18 protein-coding genes, 4 tRNA genes and 1 riboswitch are annotated in these 18185 nt (G+C 30.5%); of the genes, 5 read left to right on the plus strand and 17 right to left on the minus strand.

Annotated features, from left to right (window positions below; translation table 11 throughout):
* From IAA47_07720 to IAA47_07800, 17 genes are all read right to left on the minus strand, one after another.
* Nucleotides 1–324: a DUF1622 domain-containing protein gene (locus tag IAA47_07720; protein ID MBU3842852.1), complete on the minus strand. Its 324-nt coding sequence runs from the start codon at nt 322–324 to the stop codon at nt 1–3.
* A gap of 11 nt (nt 325–335) precedes the next feature.
* Nucleotides 336–887: a flavodoxin family protein gene (locus IAA47_07725; GenBank protein MBU3842853.1), complete on the minus strand. Its 552-nt coding sequence runs from the start codon at nt 885–887 to the stop codon at nt 336–338.
* 91 nt (nt 888–978) lie between these two features.
* Nucleotides 979–1782: a hydroxyethylthiazole kinase gene (gene thiM, locus IAA47_07730; GenBank protein ID MBU3842854.1), complete on the minus strand. Its 804-nt coding sequence runs from the start codon at nt 1780–1782 to the stop codon at nt 979–981.
* A 21-nt stretch (nt 1783–1803) separates the two neighbouring features.
* The gene (thiE, locus tag IAA47_07735; protein MBU3842855.1) at nt 1804–2439 is read right to left on the minus strand and encodes a thiamine phosphate synthase; all 636 of its coding nucleotides are present in this window, start codon (nt 2437–2439) and stop codon (nt 1804–1806) included.
* A complete protein-coding gene (gene thiD, locus IAA47_07740; GenBank protein ID MBU3842856.1) occupies nt 2432–3238 on the minus strand; it encodes a bifunctional hydroxymethylpyrimidine kinase/phosphomethylpyrimidine kinase in 807 nt (268 codons plus the stop codon). The genes thiE and thiD overlap by 8 nt, the downstream gene beginning before the upstream one ends.
* 89 nt (nt 3239–3327) lie before the next feature.
* Nucleotides 3328–3418, minus strand: a riboswitch (TPP riboswitch).
* A 115-nt stretch (nt 3419–3533) separates the two neighbouring features.
* A tRNA-Cys gene (locus IAA47_07745) sits at nt 3534–3608 on the minus strand.
* A gap of 19 nt (nt 3609–3627) precedes the next feature.
* Nucleotides 3628–3703: transfer RNA gene (locus tag IAA47_07750), tRNA-Phe, on the minus strand.
* Between the two features lie 8 nt (nt 3704–3711).
* A tRNA-Asp gene (locus IAA47_07755) sits at nt 3712–3788 on the minus strand.
* A 5-nt stretch (nt 3789–3793) separates the two neighbouring features.
* Nucleotides 3794–3869: transfer RNA gene (locus tag IAA47_07760), tRNA-Val, on the minus strand.
* 261 nt (nt 3870–4130) lie between these two features.
* Nucleotides 4131–5042, minus strand: a complete 912-nt coding sequence (locus IAA47_07765) for an ATPase (protein MBU3842857.1) — start codon at nt 5040–5042, stop codon at nt 4131–4133.
* The gene (locus tag IAA47_07770; protein MBU3842858.1) at nt 5042–6076 is read right to left on the minus strand and encodes a rod shape-determining protein; all 1035 of its coding nucleotides are present in this window, start codon (nt 6074–6076) and stop codon (nt 5042–5044) included. The genes IAA47_07765 and IAA47_07770 overlap by 1 nt, the downstream gene beginning before the upstream one ends.
* Nucleotides 6066–6455, minus strand: a complete 390-nt coding sequence (locus IAA47_07775) for a Mini-ribonuclease 3-like protein (GenBank protein MBU3842859.1) — start codon at nt 6453–6455, stop codon at nt 6066–6068. Before IAA47_07775 ends, IAA47_07770 begins: the two co-directional genes overlap by 11 nt.
* The gene (gene cysS, locus IAA47_07780; GenBank protein ID MBU3842860.1) at nt 6443–7861 is read right to left on the minus strand and encodes a cysteine--tRNA ligase; all 1419 of its coding nucleotides are present in this window, start codon (nt 7859–7861) and stop codon (nt 6443–6445) included. Before cysS ends, IAA47_07775 begins: the two co-directional genes overlap by 13 nt.
* An 8-nt stretch (nt 7862–7869) precedes the next feature.
* Entirely contained in the window at nt 7870–9120 is a 1251-nt protein-coding gene (locus tag IAA47_07785) for a hypothetical protein (GenBank protein MBU3842861.1), read from the minus strand.
* Between the two features lie 10 nt (nt 9121–9130).
* Nucleotides 9131–9961 carry a nitrilase gene (locus IAA47_07790; protein MBU3842862.1) on the minus strand — a complete coding sequence of 277 codons (831 nt, stop codon included), beginning with the start codon at nt 9959–9961 and terminating at the stop codon, nt 9131–9133.
* Nucleotides 9962–9971: 10 nt separating this feature from the next.
* Nucleotides 9972–10649 (minus strand): 2-C-methyl-D-erythritol 4-phosphate cytidylyltransferase, encoded by a 678-nt coding sequence (gene ispD, locus IAA47_07795; GenBank protein MBU3842863.1) that lies wholly within the window; start codon nt 10647–10649, stop codon nt 9972–9974.
* Nucleotides 10625–12961, minus strand: coding sequence for an endonuclease MutS2 (locus tag IAA47_07800; protein MBU3842864.1), 2337 nt, complete (start codon nt 12959–12961; stop codon nt 10625–10627). Before IAA47_07800 ends, ispD begins: the two co-directional genes overlap by 25 nt.
* Nucleotides 12962–13130: 169 nt before the next feature.
* Between IAA47_07800 and rpmB the strand changes: the two genes are divergently transcribed.
* The 5 genes from rpmB (at nt 13131) to IAA47_07825 (ending at nt 18105) form a co-directional block, all read left to right on the plus strand.
* Entirely contained in the window at nt 13131–13388 is a 258-nt protein-coding gene (gene rpmB / locus IAA47_07805) for a 50S ribosomal protein L28 (protein ID MBU3842865.1), read from the plus strand.
* Nucleotides 13389–13548: 160 nt separating this feature from the next.
* Nucleotides 13549–14883, plus strand: coding sequence for an MATE family efflux transporter (locus IAA47_07810; protein MBU3842866.1), 1335 nt, complete (start codon nt 13549–13551; stop codon nt 14881–14883).
* 259 nt (nt 14884–15142) lie between these two features.
* Nucleotides 15143–15886, plus strand: a complete 744-nt coding sequence (locus IAA47_07815; protein MBU3842867.1) for a basic amino acid ABC transporter substrate-binding protein — start codon at nt 15143–15145, stop codon at nt 15884–15886.
* 3 nt (nt 15887–15889) lie between these two features.
* Nucleotides 15890–16960, plus strand: coding sequence for an iron-containing alcohol dehydrogenase (locus IAA47_07820; GenBank protein ID MBU3842868.1), 1071 nt, complete (start codon nt 15890–15892; stop codon nt 16958–16960).
* Nucleotides 16957–18105 (plus strand): aminotransferase class I/II-fold pyridoxal phosphate-dependent enzyme, encoded by a 1149-nt coding sequence (locus IAA47_07825; protein ID MBU3842869.1) that lies wholly within the window; start codon nt 16957–16959, stop codon nt 18103–18105. Before IAA47_07820 ends, IAA47_07825 begins: the two co-directional genes overlap by 4 nt.
* Nucleotides 18106–18185 lie beyond the last annotated feature (80 nt).

The following is an 18185-nucleotide window of genomic DNA, read 5'->3' on the forward strand; positions in this document are numbered from 1 at the left end:
CTATTTTTGCCTTTCCAATTCCCAACTCATAACTGTCCTTATAATAACTATCAATAGAACTAGTATTATATTTTGTAAATCTCTTAATATAATTGTATCTATAATATCTGCAACTATTAAAAATTGTAAAGCTACAAGAATGTACTTGTCCATTCCACCTTTCATTATCTTATCTATTCCTAAGCTAGTTCTATTTTGTAAAAGTAAAAAAACACTTTTAAGAAATCCAAAACAGATGATCCCTATAGATAAAATAGTAAAAAAGAATGAAAGAATATGTAAAAATTCCTTAAACAAAATCATACTATGTTGATATAATTCCATCATTAACTCCTCTATTTTAATTTTATATTTTTCCAAACTTTTTTCAATTCTTTTACAGCCTCTTCATCTTTTAATAAATCTGTTTTTTCATAAGCAGAGATACTTTTATCTATAACCAAATCCCACTCCAAATAATCACAGATACATCTAAATTGTCTACTTATTAAATCATACTCCTCATCATCCAATGTAGCAGCTCCAACAGCTAGAATTCCAATTTGTTTGTATCTTCTTTTTTCTCTAAATCTCTTCATATACATTCTATCTATAACAGCTTTTAATTGTGCTGATACTCCCCACCAATAAACTGGTGTTCCAAAAATTACTACATCTGCTTCATCAAGTTTATCTATCAAAAATTGTCCATCATCATTATGATTTATACATTTTTCATTATTTAAAAGACAGCAATCACAAGCTAAACAACCATTAACCTTATATTTAATTATATCAATAAATTCTATATCAGCTTTTAAATTCTCTTCAATTCCTTTTTCAATAATTTTCAAAGCTGAGAAGGTATTCCCTTTTCTTGGACTTCCATTTAATAACAATACTTTCATTCTCTATGCCTCCATATGTAAAATATTTCTTTCCTATATTTTACTCTTCACTCTCTCATATTCCTTTTATTTAAAAGATATTATTAATTTTTTATTCTATATTCAACTTTACATTTACCATTATTTTTTCTTCAGTCATATTAAAAATATTATCAATAATTCTCATTCTAAAAGTTCCACTTCCCTCTTCAGAAGTTAAACTTTTTTCCGCTATCTCTCCAGCAATTCCCATGAGAACAACTCCAATAGTAGCTCCTTCATAAATATCTTCTCTGTAAGCTCCACAAATTGTTCCTATCAAAGAGGCAGTCATACATCCAGTTCCAGTAACCTTTCTAAGAAGAGGAGTTCCATTTTTTATTTTACAAACTCTCTTTCCATCACTTACAATATCCTCCTTGCCAGTAATAGCTATGACACTCTCTAGCTCTATTGCTAATTCCTTTGCTAAAGATGAACTATTTTCAAACTCTTCTACTGAATCAACACCTTTATTATTTTCATTTTTTATTCCTGCTATTGTTTTTATCTCTGCTAAATTTCCCTTTATAACAGCAAATTTAACATTTGAAATTAATTTTTTCACCAAATTTTCCCTCGAAGCCGAAGCTCCAGCTCCAACTGGATCTAGTATAACTGGTACATTTAATTCATTTGCTAGTTTCCCAGCTTCTATAACCATTTCACACATCTTACTTTCCATTGTTCCAATATTTATTACTAAAGCCGAAGAAAAGGATAGAATCTCTCTTAACTCCTCTTTACAATATGACATTAAAGGTGACCCACCCAATGCTAAAGTGATATTTGCACAATCATTTATTGTAACGCTATTTGTAATATGAAATACAACTGGATTTTTCTCTCTAACTATATTTAAAATCTCTGCTCTCATAATATTTCCTCCCCCTATTATTCAGATTTTTTTTAATCTCTTTTTTAAATTTACTGTTGCCTCTCTGATATTTTCTTTACCTAAAATTTCTGATATAACAGCTATACCATCTGTTCCTGTTTCCATAACCTCTTTCACATTAGATAAGTGTATCCCCCCTATTGCTACATTAGGAATATTTACACTCTTAACTATTCTCTTTAATCCAGCTATTCCCATAGGTTCATTTATATCCTTTTTACTATCTGTATAAAATACAGCTCCTATCCCTAAATAATCAGCTCCGTTTTTCTCTGCTAACTTAGCTTCCTCTACATTTCCAACTGATATTCCTATAATTTTTCTATCTCCTAAAATCTCTCTCGCCCTTGTAAGTTCTTCATCACTCTGTCCAAGATGGACACCATCTGCATCTATAGCTTTAGCTATCTCTACATTGTCATTAATAATTAATGGAATACTGTATTTATCAGTTATGCCTTTTGCCTCTTTAGCAAGCTTTAGAAATTCATCCTCTGAAGCTGTCTTTTCTCTCAACTGTATAATAGTGACTCCTCCTAATATACTTTCCTCTATTGCTTCCAAAATATCTCTTCCTTTCAAAATTCCTCTATCTGTAACTAGATAAAGAGAGTAATCTACATTTTTTTTATTCATAATCAACACCAGCTTTTTTATACAGTTCAATAAAATGTCCTACAGGTCCAACTCCTTCTCCAATTTCAAAAGAGTTTTTTATTGCAAGAGTAATATATTTTTTTGCAATTTCAACAGCCTCTTCTTCAGAATACCCCTTTCCTAATAAAGAGGCTATAGCTGATGAAAGGGTGCATCCTGTCCCATGGGTATTCTTACTCTCTATTCTTTCACTATAGAATTTAACTATTTCGCCATTCTCTAAAAGTAAAATATCTGTACAATTATCCTCTCTATGTCCACCTTTTACTAAAACATTTTTTACACCTAGCTCTTTAATTTTTTTAGCAGCTCTTATCATATCCTCTTCACTCTTTATCTCCATTCCACTCAAAACCTCAGCCTCAGGTATGTTAGGTGTTACAAGAGTTCCTATTTTTAAAAATTTTTTTAAACTCTCAATAGCTTCATCTTTTAATAATTTATATTTACTTTTAGAGATCATCACAGGATCTATTACAATATTTTTTGCTGAATACTTAGCCAATGTTTCTTGAATAACAGTTATTAGTTCACTACTTGATAACATTCCTATCTTTACAGCATCTACATCTATATCCTCGAAAATAACTTCAATCTGCTTTTGAACTATCTCCTTTGATATATCTTCAACTCCAAAAACTCCTAAAGTATTTTGAGCTGTCACTGCTGTAATAACACTCATACCATATACACCTAAAGCACTCATTGTTTTTAAATCTGCTTGTATTCCAGCTCCCCCACAACTATCTGACCCAGCAATTGTTAAAACTTTTTTCATCTTTATTCTCCTCCTAAAACAATTTAATATATAGTTTATAGAATGAAAATAAAAAACCACCTCTTTATAATAAAGAAATGGCATATATACTAAAACACTTGCCACTTCCCTACGCTAGTATTATCTAGAACAGGTTCCAAGGGTATTTCTCAGCCAAATATAGCACCCCTAGTAGCTTTTTATTTATTCTATCATTTTGAAATATATCATATATCTACTTTTATTTCAATATATTTTTTACTTTTAATTTCCTTATGTATGAAAAAAACAACTCTCTCGAGTTGTTAGTTACATATGGAGGCGACGACCAGATTTGAACTGGTGAATGGAGATTTTGCAGACCTCTGCCTTACCGCTTGGCGACGTCGCCATATTTAATTGTTAGTCAGTGGTGCCCAAAGGCGGAATCGAACCACCGACACGGGGATTTTCAGTCCCCTGCTCTACCGACTGAGCTATCTGGGCAAGAATAATGGCGGGAGTGACGAGGGTCGAACTCGCGACCTCATGCGTGACAGGCATGCGCTCTAACCAACTGAGCTACACCCCCATTCATGGTGGTCTCAACAGGACTTGAACCTGTGACCCCCTGCTTGTAAGGCAGGTGCTCTCCCAACTGAGCTATGAGACCATGTTTATTTCTTTACCGTGCTTAGATATAATACCTTATTTTCTTTAATAAATCAATTTAAAATATTTAGAATTATATATAATTATTTTAAAATATAATAAAATAAGTTGATTATCTTTATTTTTCTAAATTTTTATTATTTTTTTATTTAATTAAAAAAGAGAGCTCCTCTCAGATAACTATTATTTAAACTCTAAGTAATAATCATAAGTAAAGCTCTCTTCTTTTTTTATAATATTTATATAATTTTTCTAGTTGAATCTATAATTCTAAAAATAGATTGATGAAAAATACTCTCATATTTATAGGAAATCTTAGCATCCCCTTCATTGTAAGTCTCTCCTGCAGTCCATTTAAATCTCCCATAACTTCAATCAAATAGCTTACAATATCTCTATAAATATTTCTATCACTAGAAGCTCTTACTATCTCCTCAGCAAAAAATATTTTTTCATAGGTTTTTAAATAACTTCTATTATTTACAAAATCTCTAATAGCTTTGTACATATCTATTTTATATTCTAACTCTTTACTCTCTTCATATCCTTTTATAGCTCTTGCTATCTCCTGATACGAATAGCCACTCTCCAAATCAATATCGAGTAGTTTATACCTCTCTATATCCTCACTATTCCCTCTAAAAAATGAGTATGTATAATCGTCTACCTCTAATTCTTGTGCTGTTCTTCTTTTGATTTTTACCAGTATACTTCTAGATTTTATTGTTGGTAAAATATTTAAATTATTATTTAAAAGAATAAAGAAACTCCCTTGATTAGGTTCCTCTATAAGCTTTAGTAAAGCATTACTTGCTTCTTTCTTCATCTTGCTTATATCTTTTATTATAAATATTTTTCTATTTCCCTCATAAGAGCTTGAAGAGGATTTGTAAGTCAGTTCCCTTACTTCATCAACCTTTATTCCATCTGGATTATCTAGTATCTCTAAATCACTATAAAGTAGTTTGTCTATCCTTTTACAAGTACTACACTCTCCACAAAAATTCCCCTCTAATACCTCACAACACAATCCCTTAGCAAAATACAGAGCAAACTCCATAAGTAAGTTCATATCACTTCCATAGAAGAGATAAGTTCCTGAGTTTTTATCCAATTTTAACTCGTTTTTAAAAAATTCTTTTACCTCTTCATTGGAAATTATATCCCTTATCATTATCTTTCTGCCTTCTCTATCTGTCTTAAGACATTTAATTGATCTAAGGCTAAACCAGCTCCTCTAACAACACTTTCTAATGGATTTTCTGCTAATTTAACTGTTAGATTTGTATGTTTTGCTATTAACTCTGGGAAGTTTCTAATTAATGAACCTCCACCTGCCATTATCATACCTTTATCAATTATATCTGAAGCAAGTTCTGGTGGAGTTTGCTCTAGTACATATTTTACACACTCTACTATCTCCATTAAAGAGTCATGTATAGCCTCTCTTACCTCTTCTGAAGTTATCTCTACAGTCTTTGGAAGTCCCATTATCAAATCTCTACCTTTTATTGTCATAACCTCTTCCTCTTCTAAAGGTAGAGCAGTTCCAATCTTTATCTTTATCTCTTCAGCTGTTTTATCTCCTATCAATAGATTATGAGTTTTCTTTACATACTTGATAATATCTGCATCAAAGTTATTTCCAGCCGTTCTAATAGTTTTACTTACAACAGTTCCTCCAAGTGAAATTACAGCTACGTCTGTAGATCCACCACCAATATCTATTATCATATTTCCTTCAGGAACTGATATATCCATTCCAGAACCAAGAGCTGCAGCTCTTGCCTCTTCTATCAAATATGCTCTCTTTGCTCCGGCAGATATGGCTGCTTCAAGTACTGCTCTTTTCTCTACTCCTGTTACATCTATAGGAACACATATCATTATCTCAGGCATGAAAAAACTATATGAACCAAAAACCTTTTTAATAAAATATTTTATCATAGCTTCTGTAACATCATAATCAGCTATAACCCCTTCACTAAGTGGTTTTACAGCTACTATTGTATCTGGTGTCTTACCTAACATCTCTTTAGCTTCATTTCCTACAGCTAATATCTTTCTACTCTCTCTTTCAACTGCTACAACTGATGGTTCATTCAAAACAATTCTTCTATGTTTTTTACTATATACAAGTGTATTTGCAGTTCCTAAATCTATTCCTAAACTTCTATTAAATCCTATATTCGGGAATTTAAACTTCATCTTTCTTCTCCTCCACACACAATTTTACTGCTAACTCTATCAAATCCTCCCTATTTTCTATATAGAATCCAGCTATAAGAGCTTCAAAAGCCGTAGCTTCTCTATATTCTTGTACGGTACAAGATTTTGGGAAAGTCTTTATATTACCATTTTTTGCTCTCTTTCCCAATCTCTGAAATTTCTCCTCTAACATCGGAAAAATCTCTCTATACACTTGACTCTGTTTCTTAGCATTTACACAATTTTTTACTCTTTTATTTAAATTTTGAAGATTTAACCCCTTAGATATCCAATACTTTCTAATATTTAGTTCCCATATTGAATCTCCTAAGTAAGCTAATACAACTCCACTAGTCTCTCTTAAATCTACATTGTCCATGTAGTCTTATCCTTTCCATCTTTTATTTTAATACCCATCTCAGCTAATCTATCTCTTATCTTATCTGACATAGCCCAGTTCTTTTCAGCTCTTGCTTCTCTTCTAAGCTCAAGAATGAACTCTATTAACTCAGAACTCATATTTCCAACAACTGTTTCAAGCTTTAATTTTACTCCTAGAGCTTCTTCCATAACATTAACTATATAGTCTACTGTCTCCTTTACTACTTCAGCTCCCTCAGCATTTATAGGAGTATCCACAGCTTTATTTAACTCTTTAACTAATTCAAATATAGCTCCCAATCCCATAGATGTATTAAAATCTTCATCCATAGCAGATATAAATTTTTCTTTTGCCACTGCTAATTGCTCTTTTAATTCTGAACAAGAGTTTCCATCAGCTTTAACATCTACTAATGCCTCTTTTCCTCTCATTAAAGCATTTTCTATTCTCTCTAGAGAAGTTTTAGCTTGAGTTAACTCATTATCTGAGAAATCTATAGGTTTTCTATAGTGTGAGCTTAATACAAACAGTCTTACAACTCTTCCATCATAATGCTCTAACACATCTCTAAGTAGGAAAAAGTTTCCTAAAGATTTTGACATCTTCTCACCATTTACATTTATATAACCATTATGCATCCAGTATCTTGCATAATCTCCACCACAACCACATTTTGATTGAGCTATCTCATTTTCATGGTGTGGAAATATTAAGTCTTGTCCTCCCCCATGAATATCAAATGTATCTCCCAGATACTTATGAGACATAGCAGAACACTCTATATGCCATCCTGGTCTTCCTTGTCCCCAAGGTGAATTCCAACTTGGTTCTCCCTCTTTAGCCTTTTTCCATAGTGCAAAATCTAATGGTGATTTCTTTATCTCACTTATCTCTATTCTTGCTCCACTTCTTAAATCCTCTATATTCTGATGTGATAACTCTAAATACTTATCCTTATATGACTCTACATCAAAGTACACATCTCCTTGAGATTCATAAGCATGACCTTTTTCAATTAAAGATTTTATTATCTTTATCATTCCACCAATATGCTCTGTAGCCTTAGGTCTTATCATACCTTCTTCTTTTAAATTTACCTTTGCTGTATCTTCAAAGTAGGCATTGATATATTTTGTAGCTACCTCTTCACAAGTTATTCCCTCTTCATTAGCTCTCTTTATTATCTTATCATCAACATCTGTAAAGTTTTGTACATAAGTTACTTTATATCCTCTAAATTCAAAGTATCTTCTCACTGTATCAAAAAATATTGCTGGTCTTGCATTTCCTATATGAATATAGTTATATACTGTAGGACCACATACATACATTGATACCTCTCCATCTTTTATAGGTTTAAATTCCTCTAACTTTCTAGTTAAGGTATTATATATCTTTATCATATTCCCTCCTAATACTTTTTCATTATCTCCTTAAAAACTTCTACTGGGATTATCACTTTCATATCTATTTTATTCTTCTCACCATGGATTTTAGCCTCTATTCCATCGAAACCAACAACATTAACCGAATCTAAATCTCCATAAATAAAGGTATCTATATCTAAACTATATGGCTTAATATTTTCTTCAAACTTATCCTCACCAATTTTTATAATTCCATCTTTTTCCTTTATCTTAAATCCAGTATTCAATGATGAATTTTTATCTGTTACCATAGCTAAAACTCTTCTTATTTCAGGAGCTTCATCTTTAATTTTAACCATAAAAGAGTTATTTTCAATCTTATAAATAACCTCTCCATCTATCTCTTTCAAAATCTCCTCTATATCTATACCCAATAAATTTTTCCATAAATTTAATACTGCTTTACTATCTACATTTGCTCCTATTACCATTGGATTAAATATAATTTTATCTAATTTGGAAAAATCATCTACTGATATATAGATATCATTTTTTCCAAGATATTTTATAAGTTCTCTATTCTCTTTTGTATTTTTTAAAATTTCACTCTCTTTTTCATCTAGAACTATCTTGGTATCTGATATAACTTTTCCATTCTCAACAGTTCCACTATTTATTAAAAGATTTACTCCGTAAAAAGCTGTTCCACTATTATTATATATAACAGTTCCTAAAAGACTATCTCTTTTTATATCAAGAGTATCCTCTATCTCTTTATTATATAGATATTTTCCATCTTTTGCTATAAAATCTTTAAGATTTTTTTCTCCAAAAGAGAATATAAACAATCCTTTATAATTTTTCATATAAAGATCTGAATTTGTATTTTTTAAATATTTTTCTCTATACTCTTTCTTTAAGATATATACATTATCTTTTAGATCAAAATATTTATTTACATTTTTTAAAATAAGAAAATACCAATATCCTGTATCTACTACTCCTGTAATAGATTTTTCACCAACATTATAAAACTCTTTATCTGAGAGTATATAAAATTTAGATATATATTTTAAATTAGCCATCTCCGAAATTAGTTCTTCCTTCTCTTTTTCATCATCTAAAAGAGATAGTAATGGTGTAAAATTCTTTGTATTTATTCCCTCATTAGCATAAATTATTCTAGTTTCCTTAGTTATAAAATCTCTCGGAGAAGCTTTATACACTACTTTATATCCTAAAATCCCCCCAAGAATTATTGCTATAAAAACTACTAAACCTACTAATTTTTTCATAATTTATCACCTATTGAAATTTTTTAATCTCTATTCTTTCAATCTCTTTCTTAGTAAGATTTAAATTTTCTGTTTTAAACATTGGAGCCTTGAATCTAGCTTTTCTTATCTCTATATCTTCTAGCTTACAACTAAATCCATCTTCATATATATATTTCCCTTCTCCTACTGTTTTTCCCTCTGGATTAACTACAAATGAGTTTCCAAAGAATGCTATTCCATCTTCTACTCCTACTCTGTTTACAGCTACTGTATAAGTTCCATTTAGTAAAGAGTTTGCCTTACATATATTTTTCCAATTCTCAGACATCTCCTCTTTAGATTTTCCAACTATCACTGGAGAGTTAAACGGAACAAAAATATATCTAGCTCCATCTTGAGCTAATATATATTGAGCTGATTGATGCCACATATCTTCACAAACTAGCATTCCCACTCTTCCGAATTTTGTATCAAAGGCTCTCACTTTATCTCCAGCCATAAAGTATCTTCCTTCATAAAACATTCCGTAGTCTGGAAGATATACTTTTCTATGTCTATGTAGTACCTTTCCATCTTCTAAATAGTAAGCTGTGTTATATGGATACTCCTCTTCTCCTAATTCTACAGCTCCAAATATTATACTTATTTCCCTACTTTTTTCTAATAATATACTTGGTACCTCTTTTATAGCCACATCAAAAACTATATCCTCTAATGAGTACCCAGTAAGTGATAATTCTGGAAAGATAACTATATCATTTTTTTCAGTAATAGCTCTATCTATAACTTCTAACATCATATTTAAATTTTTTTCTATATTTCCTAATGTTGGTTTTATCTGTCCTATATATACTTTCATCATTATCTCCTTATAAAAACTTTAGATCTTCTTGAGTAGTAACCTTAATATTGTCATAATCTCCAAGAACAATTTTTACTTTTCCACCTATTCTCTCTACCAGAGATGAATCATCAGTTCCTAAAAAGTTCTCACTCTCAGCTATCTCATAGGCTCTTTTTAATAGTTCTCCTTCAAAGGCTTGAGGTGTATGCACAGCTATCAAATCAGCTCTCTTTGGTGTAGATATAACTTCAAAATTTTCATCTACTACTTTGATAGTATCCTTTACCTGTACCCCTACTACAGCTCCCTTTCTCTCATTGATTACAACCTTACAACACTCCTCTATATATCTCTCCTTTAAAAATGGTCTTACTCCATCTTGAACTAGGATTATATCACTTTTATTATCATATTTTAGTGCATTATATATAGAGTTTTGTCTCTCCTTTCCACCCTCTGTTACCTTTATTACCTTATCTATTCCATATTGTTTACAATAATTTTCCACAAGAGTAATATTCTCTTTATTTGTAACTACTATTATATCATCAACTATATCACTTTTCTGTGCTACTTTAAGAGGTATTATAAAAAGTGGTTTTCCTTTATACTCAAGAAATTGCTTTGGATAACCTAATCCCATTCTTTTCCCTACTCCTGCAGCAGCAAGTATGAGAGTTACTTTAAAGTTACTACTGTACATCCTAGTCCTCCCTCTCCATGTCCTCCTATTCTGTACTCTTTTACATATCTACATCTCTTTAGATAGTTTAATATTCCCTCTCTCAATGCTCCTGTTCCTTTACCATGAATTACATACACTTCAGTATATGAGTTCATAACTGCTCTATCTAGGTAAGTTTCCAATTCATATACAGCCTCATCAACCATCTTACCTCTCAAGTCAATCTCATTTCTTACAGAAGTCTTAGTATGTGAGAAAGTATTATACTCCTTCTTAGCCTTTTCCTTTACAACTTTTACATCATCCATAGATACTTCTAATTTTAATATTCCAGCTTGTACTTGAACTGTCTCTTTTCCACCATTTATTTTTAAAACATTTGCAAATTGATTTAAGCTATTTACAAATATCTTGTCTCCAACTTTGTAATCAACCTTTCTAGCAACTTTTGGTTTTTGTTCAACATTTTTATTTCTATCATCTTGAAGAGCTGATCTAAGCATATTAAGGCTTTTTTGTACGTTCTTAACATCCTCTTTCTTATTCTCTTCCTTTTGAATCTTTTCAACAAGAGCAACAGCCTTAGCTTGCATCTCCTTCATCATCTTGTCAGCTTTCTCGTATGCCTCTTTTAATATCTCATTTTTCTCTTTTTCCAATACTCTTAATTTTTCAGCATACTCATCTCTATCCCTTTGAGCTGCAGCCTTTAAAAACTCAACCTGTTGTTTCATAGACTCTAGCTCATCAGCTTTCTCTTTTATATTAGCTATCATCTTTTCTATCTTTTTATTATCATCACCTATATAGCTCTTAGCTCTTTCGATTACCTCATCAGATACCCCAAGTCTTTTAGCTATTGTAAGAGCATTACTCTCACCAGGTATACCTATTAATAATCTATAAGTTGGAGATAGCGTATTTACATCAAATTCCATAGATGCAGTCTCTATTCCCTCCTCATTATATCCATGAGCTTTTACTTCACTGTAGTGAGTTGTGATAAAAGATTTACATTTTCTATCTCTTAAATAATCTATAACAGCCATAGCAAAAGCTGCTCCTTCAGCTGGGTCTGTTCCTGATCCTAACTCATCTAATAATACCAGTGAACTTCTATTTACACTTTCTAAAATCTCTTGTACATTCTTTAGATGTGCTGAGAATGATGAAAGAGATTGCTCTATACTCTGCTCATCTCCTATATCTGCATATACCCCTGTAAAGAAACCTATACTTGTATGCTCATGAGCTGGGATAGGTATTCCAGATAAAGCCATTAAAGTTAAAAGTCCTGCTGTTTTTAAAGCTACAGTTTTTCCTCCTGTATTTGGACCTGTGATAAGTAGAGTATTGTAATCTTTTCCTATTTCGAATGTCAATGGTACTATCTTATCAGCTGGTATAAATGGGTGTCTTGCTTCAACCAAACTCAACATCTCTCTATTATTTATATTTGGTATAACACAATTTTTCTCTATTCCATAAACAGCTCTAGCATTTAAAATATCAAGTGATAGTATTGCCTCTCCTACTGCATCTATATCTCCTCTATTATTTCTTACATGCTCAGTTATTCTAAGTAGTATCTTTCTTATCTCCTCTTTCTCTTTTAACTCTAACTCTCTCATCTTATTGTTTAAAGCTACTATTGATAGAGGTTCTATAAATACAGTTTGACCACTTGAAGATCTATCGTGCTCTATTCCCTTTATAAGTCCTTTAAAGTCAGCTTTTACAGGAACAACACTTCTACCATCTCTCTCAGTGATAATTCTCTCTTGAAACGCCTTAGCAAAACTTGGCTCATCAAATAACTCATCAAATTTTCTCTTTATATTCATTGAAAGAGTCTTCTTATGTAATCTTATATCTCTTAAATCTAAAGAGGCGTCATCTTTTATCTCTTTGTTATTATCTATAGCCTTATTTATGATATCTTCAATACTTCTCATAACTGATACATCATGATATCTATCTTTTAAATCTCTATATTTTCCAAGGTCTTCCAATCTTGTCTTAAAAAGTCTAAAAATTCTTAAGTTAAAGTTTATATCCCAAAGATCCTCTACATCTAAGTATGTTCCTATAAGTTGAGATTTTTCAGTCATCTTACAAATATCTTTCATTCCTGCAGTTTCAAAACCACCATCATATTTTATAAAATCTGTAAAATCTCTAAGTATATCTAATTCTCTATTCAATGAACTAAAATCTTTTAATGGAGATAGATTCATTATCTTATAGTGATTCTCTTCTATCACACTATAAGCTGATAATTCCTCTCTCAATTTATCAAATTCTAATACTTTATAACTATGTCCATTCATTTTTTTACTCCCTATATTGTTATTTCATTCACTTTTTATTATACCATAAATCTTTTATTTTCCTAACTTTATTCAAGAAAATTTAAAAAAAACTTGAAATTTGCTTGATTTAATGATACAATTATATGCATTGTGTATGTAAGTTATTTTAAGAAAGGAGAGAATCAGAATGCAAAGATGTGAAATTACAGGAGTAGGACTAATCAGCGGAAACCAAATTTCTCACTCACACAGATTAACTAGAAGAGTTTGGAAACCAAATTTACAAGTTACTTCTATCAATGTAAACGGAACTCCAGTTAAAGTAAAAGTTTGTTCAAGAACTTTAAAAACTTTAAAAGGACTTAACGATGTAGAAGTTATGAAGTTCTTAAAAGCTAACGCAGCTACTTTAAGTACTAGACTTCAAAAAGCTATGGCAAAATAGTTTTAAGTCGATAAAAAAGACAGCTTAATTCAAAGCATGTCTTTTTTTATTTTTTGTTCCCTTTCTATCTTTACTTATCTTATTTTTTCCTCACTTGACCTTAGAACAATTCTATAGTTTATACTATCTTTGAAATATATCAAAAATTTAAGGAGTTTTTATGGAGAATATAAGTTTTTTTGAAAAAACCCCACCTCTAAAGCTTTTTTTTAAAGCTGCTATACCAGGGTCAATAGGTATGCTCGCCTCTGCTATCTATCTTTTTTTAGATGGTGTTATTATTAGTCGACTTCTTGGTGAAATAGCCTTTGCTGCCTTTAATATGACCATTCCTATTGTTGTTCTCAATTTTGGTATCTCTGATTTGATAGGGATTGGGTCATCTGTAAGTATTGCTATTTTACTTGGAGAAAAAAGATTTGAGAAAGCTTCTAAACTTTTTTCTCTCTCTTGTTTTATCATATTTATATCTAGTACTCTCTCTGGAGTTATACTATTTTTCTTTGCACCAAATATCTTACATCTATTGGGAGCCACTGGGGAACTTGCAAGGCAATCTATAAAATATCTAAGAGTTTATGCTTTATTTTCACCGCTTACTACTTGTATATTTGCAGTAGATAACTATTTGAGAATCTGTGGAAAGATTAAATTTAGTATGTTTTTAAATATTTTTATGTCTTTTTTATGTATCTCCTTAGAGATTTTATTTCTTTATTTTTTTAAATTTGAATTGATAGGTGCTGCCCTTGCTAACTGTATAGCATTTTTCATATGTACACTTATAGCTTTTTCCCAATTTTTTAAAAATGATAGTAGTTTAAAATTTTGTAATTTTAAGATTGAGTATACTTATCTCAAATCAATATTTACAAATGGAATGCCTACATTTCTAAATAATGTAGCCAGTCGTATTACCAATATACTTTTTAACTACCTATTACTCTATCTTGGAGGGGTTTCAGCTGTCAGTATCTATGGGATATTGATGTGTATTGAAGCTTTTATCCTTCCAGTTCTGTATGGAATGTGTGATGCTCTACAACCAGCTCTTGGTTATAACTGGGGAGCTAAAAATTATTCTCGTGTTAAAGTTATTGAAAAATACTGTCTTATTGCAAGTGCTATCACCTCAATAGTTACAAGTTCTATCATCTTCCTATTTACTGAAGAGATTGCCTCTCTATTTATTCCACAAAGAGATGATACCTTTTCTTTAGCTACTCCTGCACTTATAATTTTTGCTACTACATATCTCACTAGATGGTTATCCTTTGCTATACAGAGTTTTATGTCTGCTATTGGAAAATTTCACTTAGCTACCTTTATCTCACTGTGTGTAACTTTTATCTTTCCAATACTATCTATCCCTCTTCTTTGGAGATTAAAACTAACAGGACTTTGGTGGAATTCATCTATAACCTCTATTTTAACTGGAATTTTATCACTCTTCCTTTTAAAAAAATTATTAAAAAGTTTTAAATTAAAAAATTAATCATTAAAATTTAATACAAAAACTTGACTTTTTAAAAATAATATTTTATAATCATTTCAATAAATATTTTCAAGGGGGAGAGAGTAATGTTTATGATGGTTTTAAGGAATATCAAAAAATTAAATAATTTTTCTAGTATATTCCTAAGTATAAATCTGTCTATCTAAACATTATTTTATATATTTTATTTTAATGTAATTTAGCACTGATTCCTTTAGGAGTTAGTGCTTTTTTTATAAAAATATCTGGAGGAAAAAATATGAAAAAATTTTTAAAACTTTTAACTTTTGGACTTTGTGCTTTTATGTTGATATCTTGTAATAAGAAAGAGAGTGAAAACACTCTAGCTAGTGAAAAAACTTATGTTATTGCAACTAATGCTGAATATCCACCTTTTGAGTATTTAGAAAATGATAAAATTGTGGGGCTAGATGCGGATATTATAAGCGAAATAGCTAAAAAAACTGGCATAAAATATGAGTGGAAAAATATGAATTTTGATGGTTTGATTCCAGCTTTACAAACTAAAAAAATCGATGTTGCCATAGCTGGAATGAGTATTACTCCTGAAAGAGCAAAGGCCGTTAACTTCTCTATCCCTTATCTTACTTCAAATGTAGCTATCATAGCTAATAAAAGTAAACCTATAAATGGAAAAGAGGATCTAATCAATAAAACCTATGGTGCTGAATTAGGTACAACTAAAGAGGCTGTAGCTAGAAAGATCGAGGGAGCTTCTGTTGTTCCTTTCTCTTCAAACACTGCTGCCCTTGTTGCTTTAAAAAGTGGAAAAATTGATGGTATTGTTGTAGATGAAAGTGTTGCCAATAGCTTCGTCCAAAAAAATCCTGACTTAATCCTTGTTACTTGTCTTGATGGAGAACCAAAAGCAATAGCTTTCAATAAAGATAGTGTTGCTCTAAAAGAAAAATTTGATAAAGCTTTAAAAGAGCTTTTAGATGATAGTACTATTACAAAATTAAGAGAAAAATATGGGGTGTAGGTTATGGAAAAACTCTCATTTACATCATATATAATAGATAAAGATATTAAAGAGGAGTTAAAAAAAGAGTTGGAAAGTTTTAAAAACATACTGATTATAGGTGGAGAAACCTCTCTAGCTTCTATTGATAAAAAACTTAAATATGCTCTCACTAACCAAACTTATACTATTGAACTTTATGGTAAAGAGTGCTCACATTTTAATGTTGAAAGAATTTTAGCAAAAAATCTTGATAAAAAATTTGATATCGTTGTTGGAATTGGGGGTGGAAAAGCCCTTGATACAGCAAAATTAGTAGCTTTTAAATTAGGGATAAACATTTTAACTATCCCTACAATAGCTGCTACCTGTGCTGCTACATCATCTCTTTCTGTAGTTTATAATCAAAATGGAGCTTTTACTGAGATTATAAATTTTTCAGCTCCTCCTTTAAAAACCTTTATTGATTTGGAGACTTTAAAAAATGCTCCTAAAAAATATATTTGGGCTGGAATGGGTGATACCTTAGCAAAATTCTATGAAGTTGATATCAAAAGTAGATGGTCTATCAATTCTAGAAAGGAACTAAGTTATCAAAGTACTCTAGGGAGAACTATTAGTACTCTTTGCAGAGAACTTATCCTTAAATATGGAGAGAATGCTTTCTACTCTTCTGATATTGGAGAGGAGTTTAAAAATGTAATTCTCGTTATAATTGTTAATACTGGTTATACTTCTAATTTAGTAGAGGAGTATCTAAATGGAGCTATTGCTCACTCTGTATGCTATGGCTTAGGAAATATACACTCTATTGAAAAAAATCATCTCCACGGTGAACTTGTGGCATATGGTATCTTAATTCAACTACTAGTTGAGGATAATTATTCAGAATATGAAAAACTTATTGATTTTTATAATAAATTGAAATATCCTACTAAATTAGAGGATTTTATAGAGATTAAAAATTTTAAAGGTATTGAAGATAAAATTATAGATATTATAATAAACTCTCCAGATATGCCAGATCTTTTTAAGATGGGCTTTGAATTGGATAGAGAAAAATTTAAATCTGCACTATACGGGAGGAAAGTATGAGAGAGATAATAGCTGATAAATTTAAAGTAAGAAATTATTCTATGGGAGATAAATTTAAAAAGAGTTTATCTAACTACTCTTTGATAAATTTAGGAATAGGAGATTTAGATATTCACACTGATAAAAAAATAGTTGAAAAAGCTATGAATGATGCTTTAAATGGATATACTCACTATACAGATCCCTATGGATATGTTGAACTTCGTGAAGAGATAGTAAATTATCATAAGAGTAGATTTAAAAATTATAACTTCTCTATAGAGGATACTTTTATCACAACTGGGGCTTGCCATGCTCTATACTTAGCTTTTAAAGCTATTCTTAATAAAGATGATGAGATTATTTTACTCGCTCCATATTTTCCCATATATGCTGATCAGATAAAACTTTCTGATGGTATTCCTGTAATTGTTGAAACAAAATTAGAAAATGAGTTTCAACTTATAAAAGAAGATATTGAAAAGGTTATAACAGATAGAACTAAAGCTATCGTAATAAATACTCCATCTAATCCAACTGGAGTTTGTTATAACGAGAAAAGTTTAAATATCATAAAAGAATTGGCAGAGAAATATGATCTTTTAGTTATATCTGATGATGTTTACGATTTTTATTCATATGAAAATAGTTTCACTCCAATATTTACTCTAGAGGGTATGGATAAAAGAACTTTATCTATTTGTAGTTTTTCAAAAGATTTTGCTATGACTGGGTGGAGAATAGGATATACTATATCAAAGGTTCCAAATCTTATTGAGACTATGGAGTATATTAATGAGAGTATTATATATAGTGCTCCTTCTGTGTCTCAAAGAGCTGCTCTTTATGCTCTAAAAGATTTTGATAGAATAAAGAAAGAGGTAGTTCCTATATTTAAAGAGAGAATTGAATACTCATATAATAGAATAAAAAATATTCCATATTTAAAAGCCTTTAAGTCACAAGGAGGAATATATCTATTTGTTAATATTGAGAAAACAAAACTTTCAACTCAAGAGTTTGTAGATTTAGTTTTTGATAAACTAAATATTATCCTATTAAGTGGTGAATCTTTTGGAGCTCCTAATTATATTAGAATAGCTTGTACTTTAGATATCTCTATATTAAAAGAGGCTTTTGATAGATTAGAAACTCTTAAATTTTAATTACCACTCTCTTATTCAAAATATAATTATTATAGCTCCTATTTTCATATGTCCCACTCCTTTTTTAGTTATTTTATCTA

Source organism: Candidatus Fusobacterium pullicola (assembly GCA_018883725.1).
In the GTDB taxonomy this organism is placed as follows: Bacteria; Fusobacteriota; Fusobacteriia; order Fusobacteriales; family Fusobacteriaceae; genus Fusobacterium_A; species Fusobacterium_A pullicola.

Bases quoted from the DNA above. Each gene is read 5' to 3' on its own strand.
- IAA47_07720 (MBU3842852.1), bottom strand. From the start codon at position 324: ATGGAATTATATCAACATAGTATGATTTTGTTTAAGGAATTTTTACAT.
- IAA47_07725 (MBU3842853.1), bottom strand. From the start codon at position 887: ATGAAAGTATTGTTATTAAATGGAAGTCCAAGAAAAGGGAATACCTTC.
- thiM (MBU3842854.1), bottom strand. From the start codon at position 1,782: ATGAGAGCAGAGATTTTAAATATAGTTAGAGAGAAAAATCCAGTTGTA.
- thiE (MBU3842855.1), bottom strand. From the start codon at position 2,439: ATGAATAAAAAAAATGTAGATTACTCTCTTTATCTAGTTACAGATAGA.
- thiD (MBU3842856.1), bottom strand. From the start codon at position 3,238: ATGAAAAAAGTTTTAACAATTGCTGGGTCAGATAGTTGTGGGGGAGCT.
- IAA47_07765 (MBU3842857.1), bottom strand. From the start codon at position 5,042: ATGATAAGGGATATAATTTCCAATGAAGAGGTAAAAGAATTTTTTAAA.
- IAA47_07770 (MBU3842858.1), bottom strand. From the start codon at position 6,076: ATGAAGTTTAAATTCCCGAATATAGGATTTAATAGAAGTTTAGGAATA.
- IAA47_07775 (MBU3842859.1), bottom strand. From the start codon at position 6,455: ATGGACAATGTAGATTTAAGAGAGACTAGTGGAGTTGTATTAGCTTAC.
- cysS (MBU3842860.1), bottom strand. From the start codon at position 7,861: ATGATAAAGATATATAATACCTTAACTAGAAAGTTAGAGGAATTTAAA.
- IAA47_07785 (MBU3842861.1), bottom strand. From the start codon at position 9,120: ATGAAAAAATTAGTAGGTTTAGTAGTTTTTATAGCAATAATTCTTGGG.
- IAA47_07790 (MBU3842862.1), bottom strand. From the start codon at position 9,961: ATGAAAGTATATATAGGACAGATAAAACCAACATTAGGAAATATAGAA.
- ispD (MBU3842863.1), bottom strand. From the start codon at position 10,649: ATGTACAGTAGTAACTTTAAAGTAACTCTCATACTTGCTGCTGCAGGA.
- IAA47_07800 (MBU3842864.1), bottom strand. From the start codon at position 12,961: ATGAATGGACATAGTTATAAAGTATTAGAATTTGATAAATTGAGAGAG.
- rpmB (MBU3842865.1), top strand. From the start codon at position 13,131: ATGCAAAGATGTGAAATTACAGGAGTAGGACTAATCAGCGGAAACCAA.
- IAA47_07810 (MBU3842866.1), top strand. From the start codon at position 13,549: ATGGAGAATATAAGTTTTTTTGAAAAAACCCCACCTCTAAAGCTTTTT.
- IAA47_07815 (MBU3842867.1), top strand. From the start codon at position 15,143: ATGAAAAAATTTTTAAAACTTTTAACTTTTGGACTTTGTGCTTTTATG.
- IAA47_07820 (MBU3842868.1), top strand. From the start codon at position 15,890: ATGGAAAAACTCTCATTTACATCATATATAATAGATAAAGATATTAAA.
- IAA47_07825 (MBU3842869.1), top strand. From the start codon at position 16,957: ATGAGAGAGATAATAGCTGATAAATTTAAAGTAAGAAATTATTCTATG.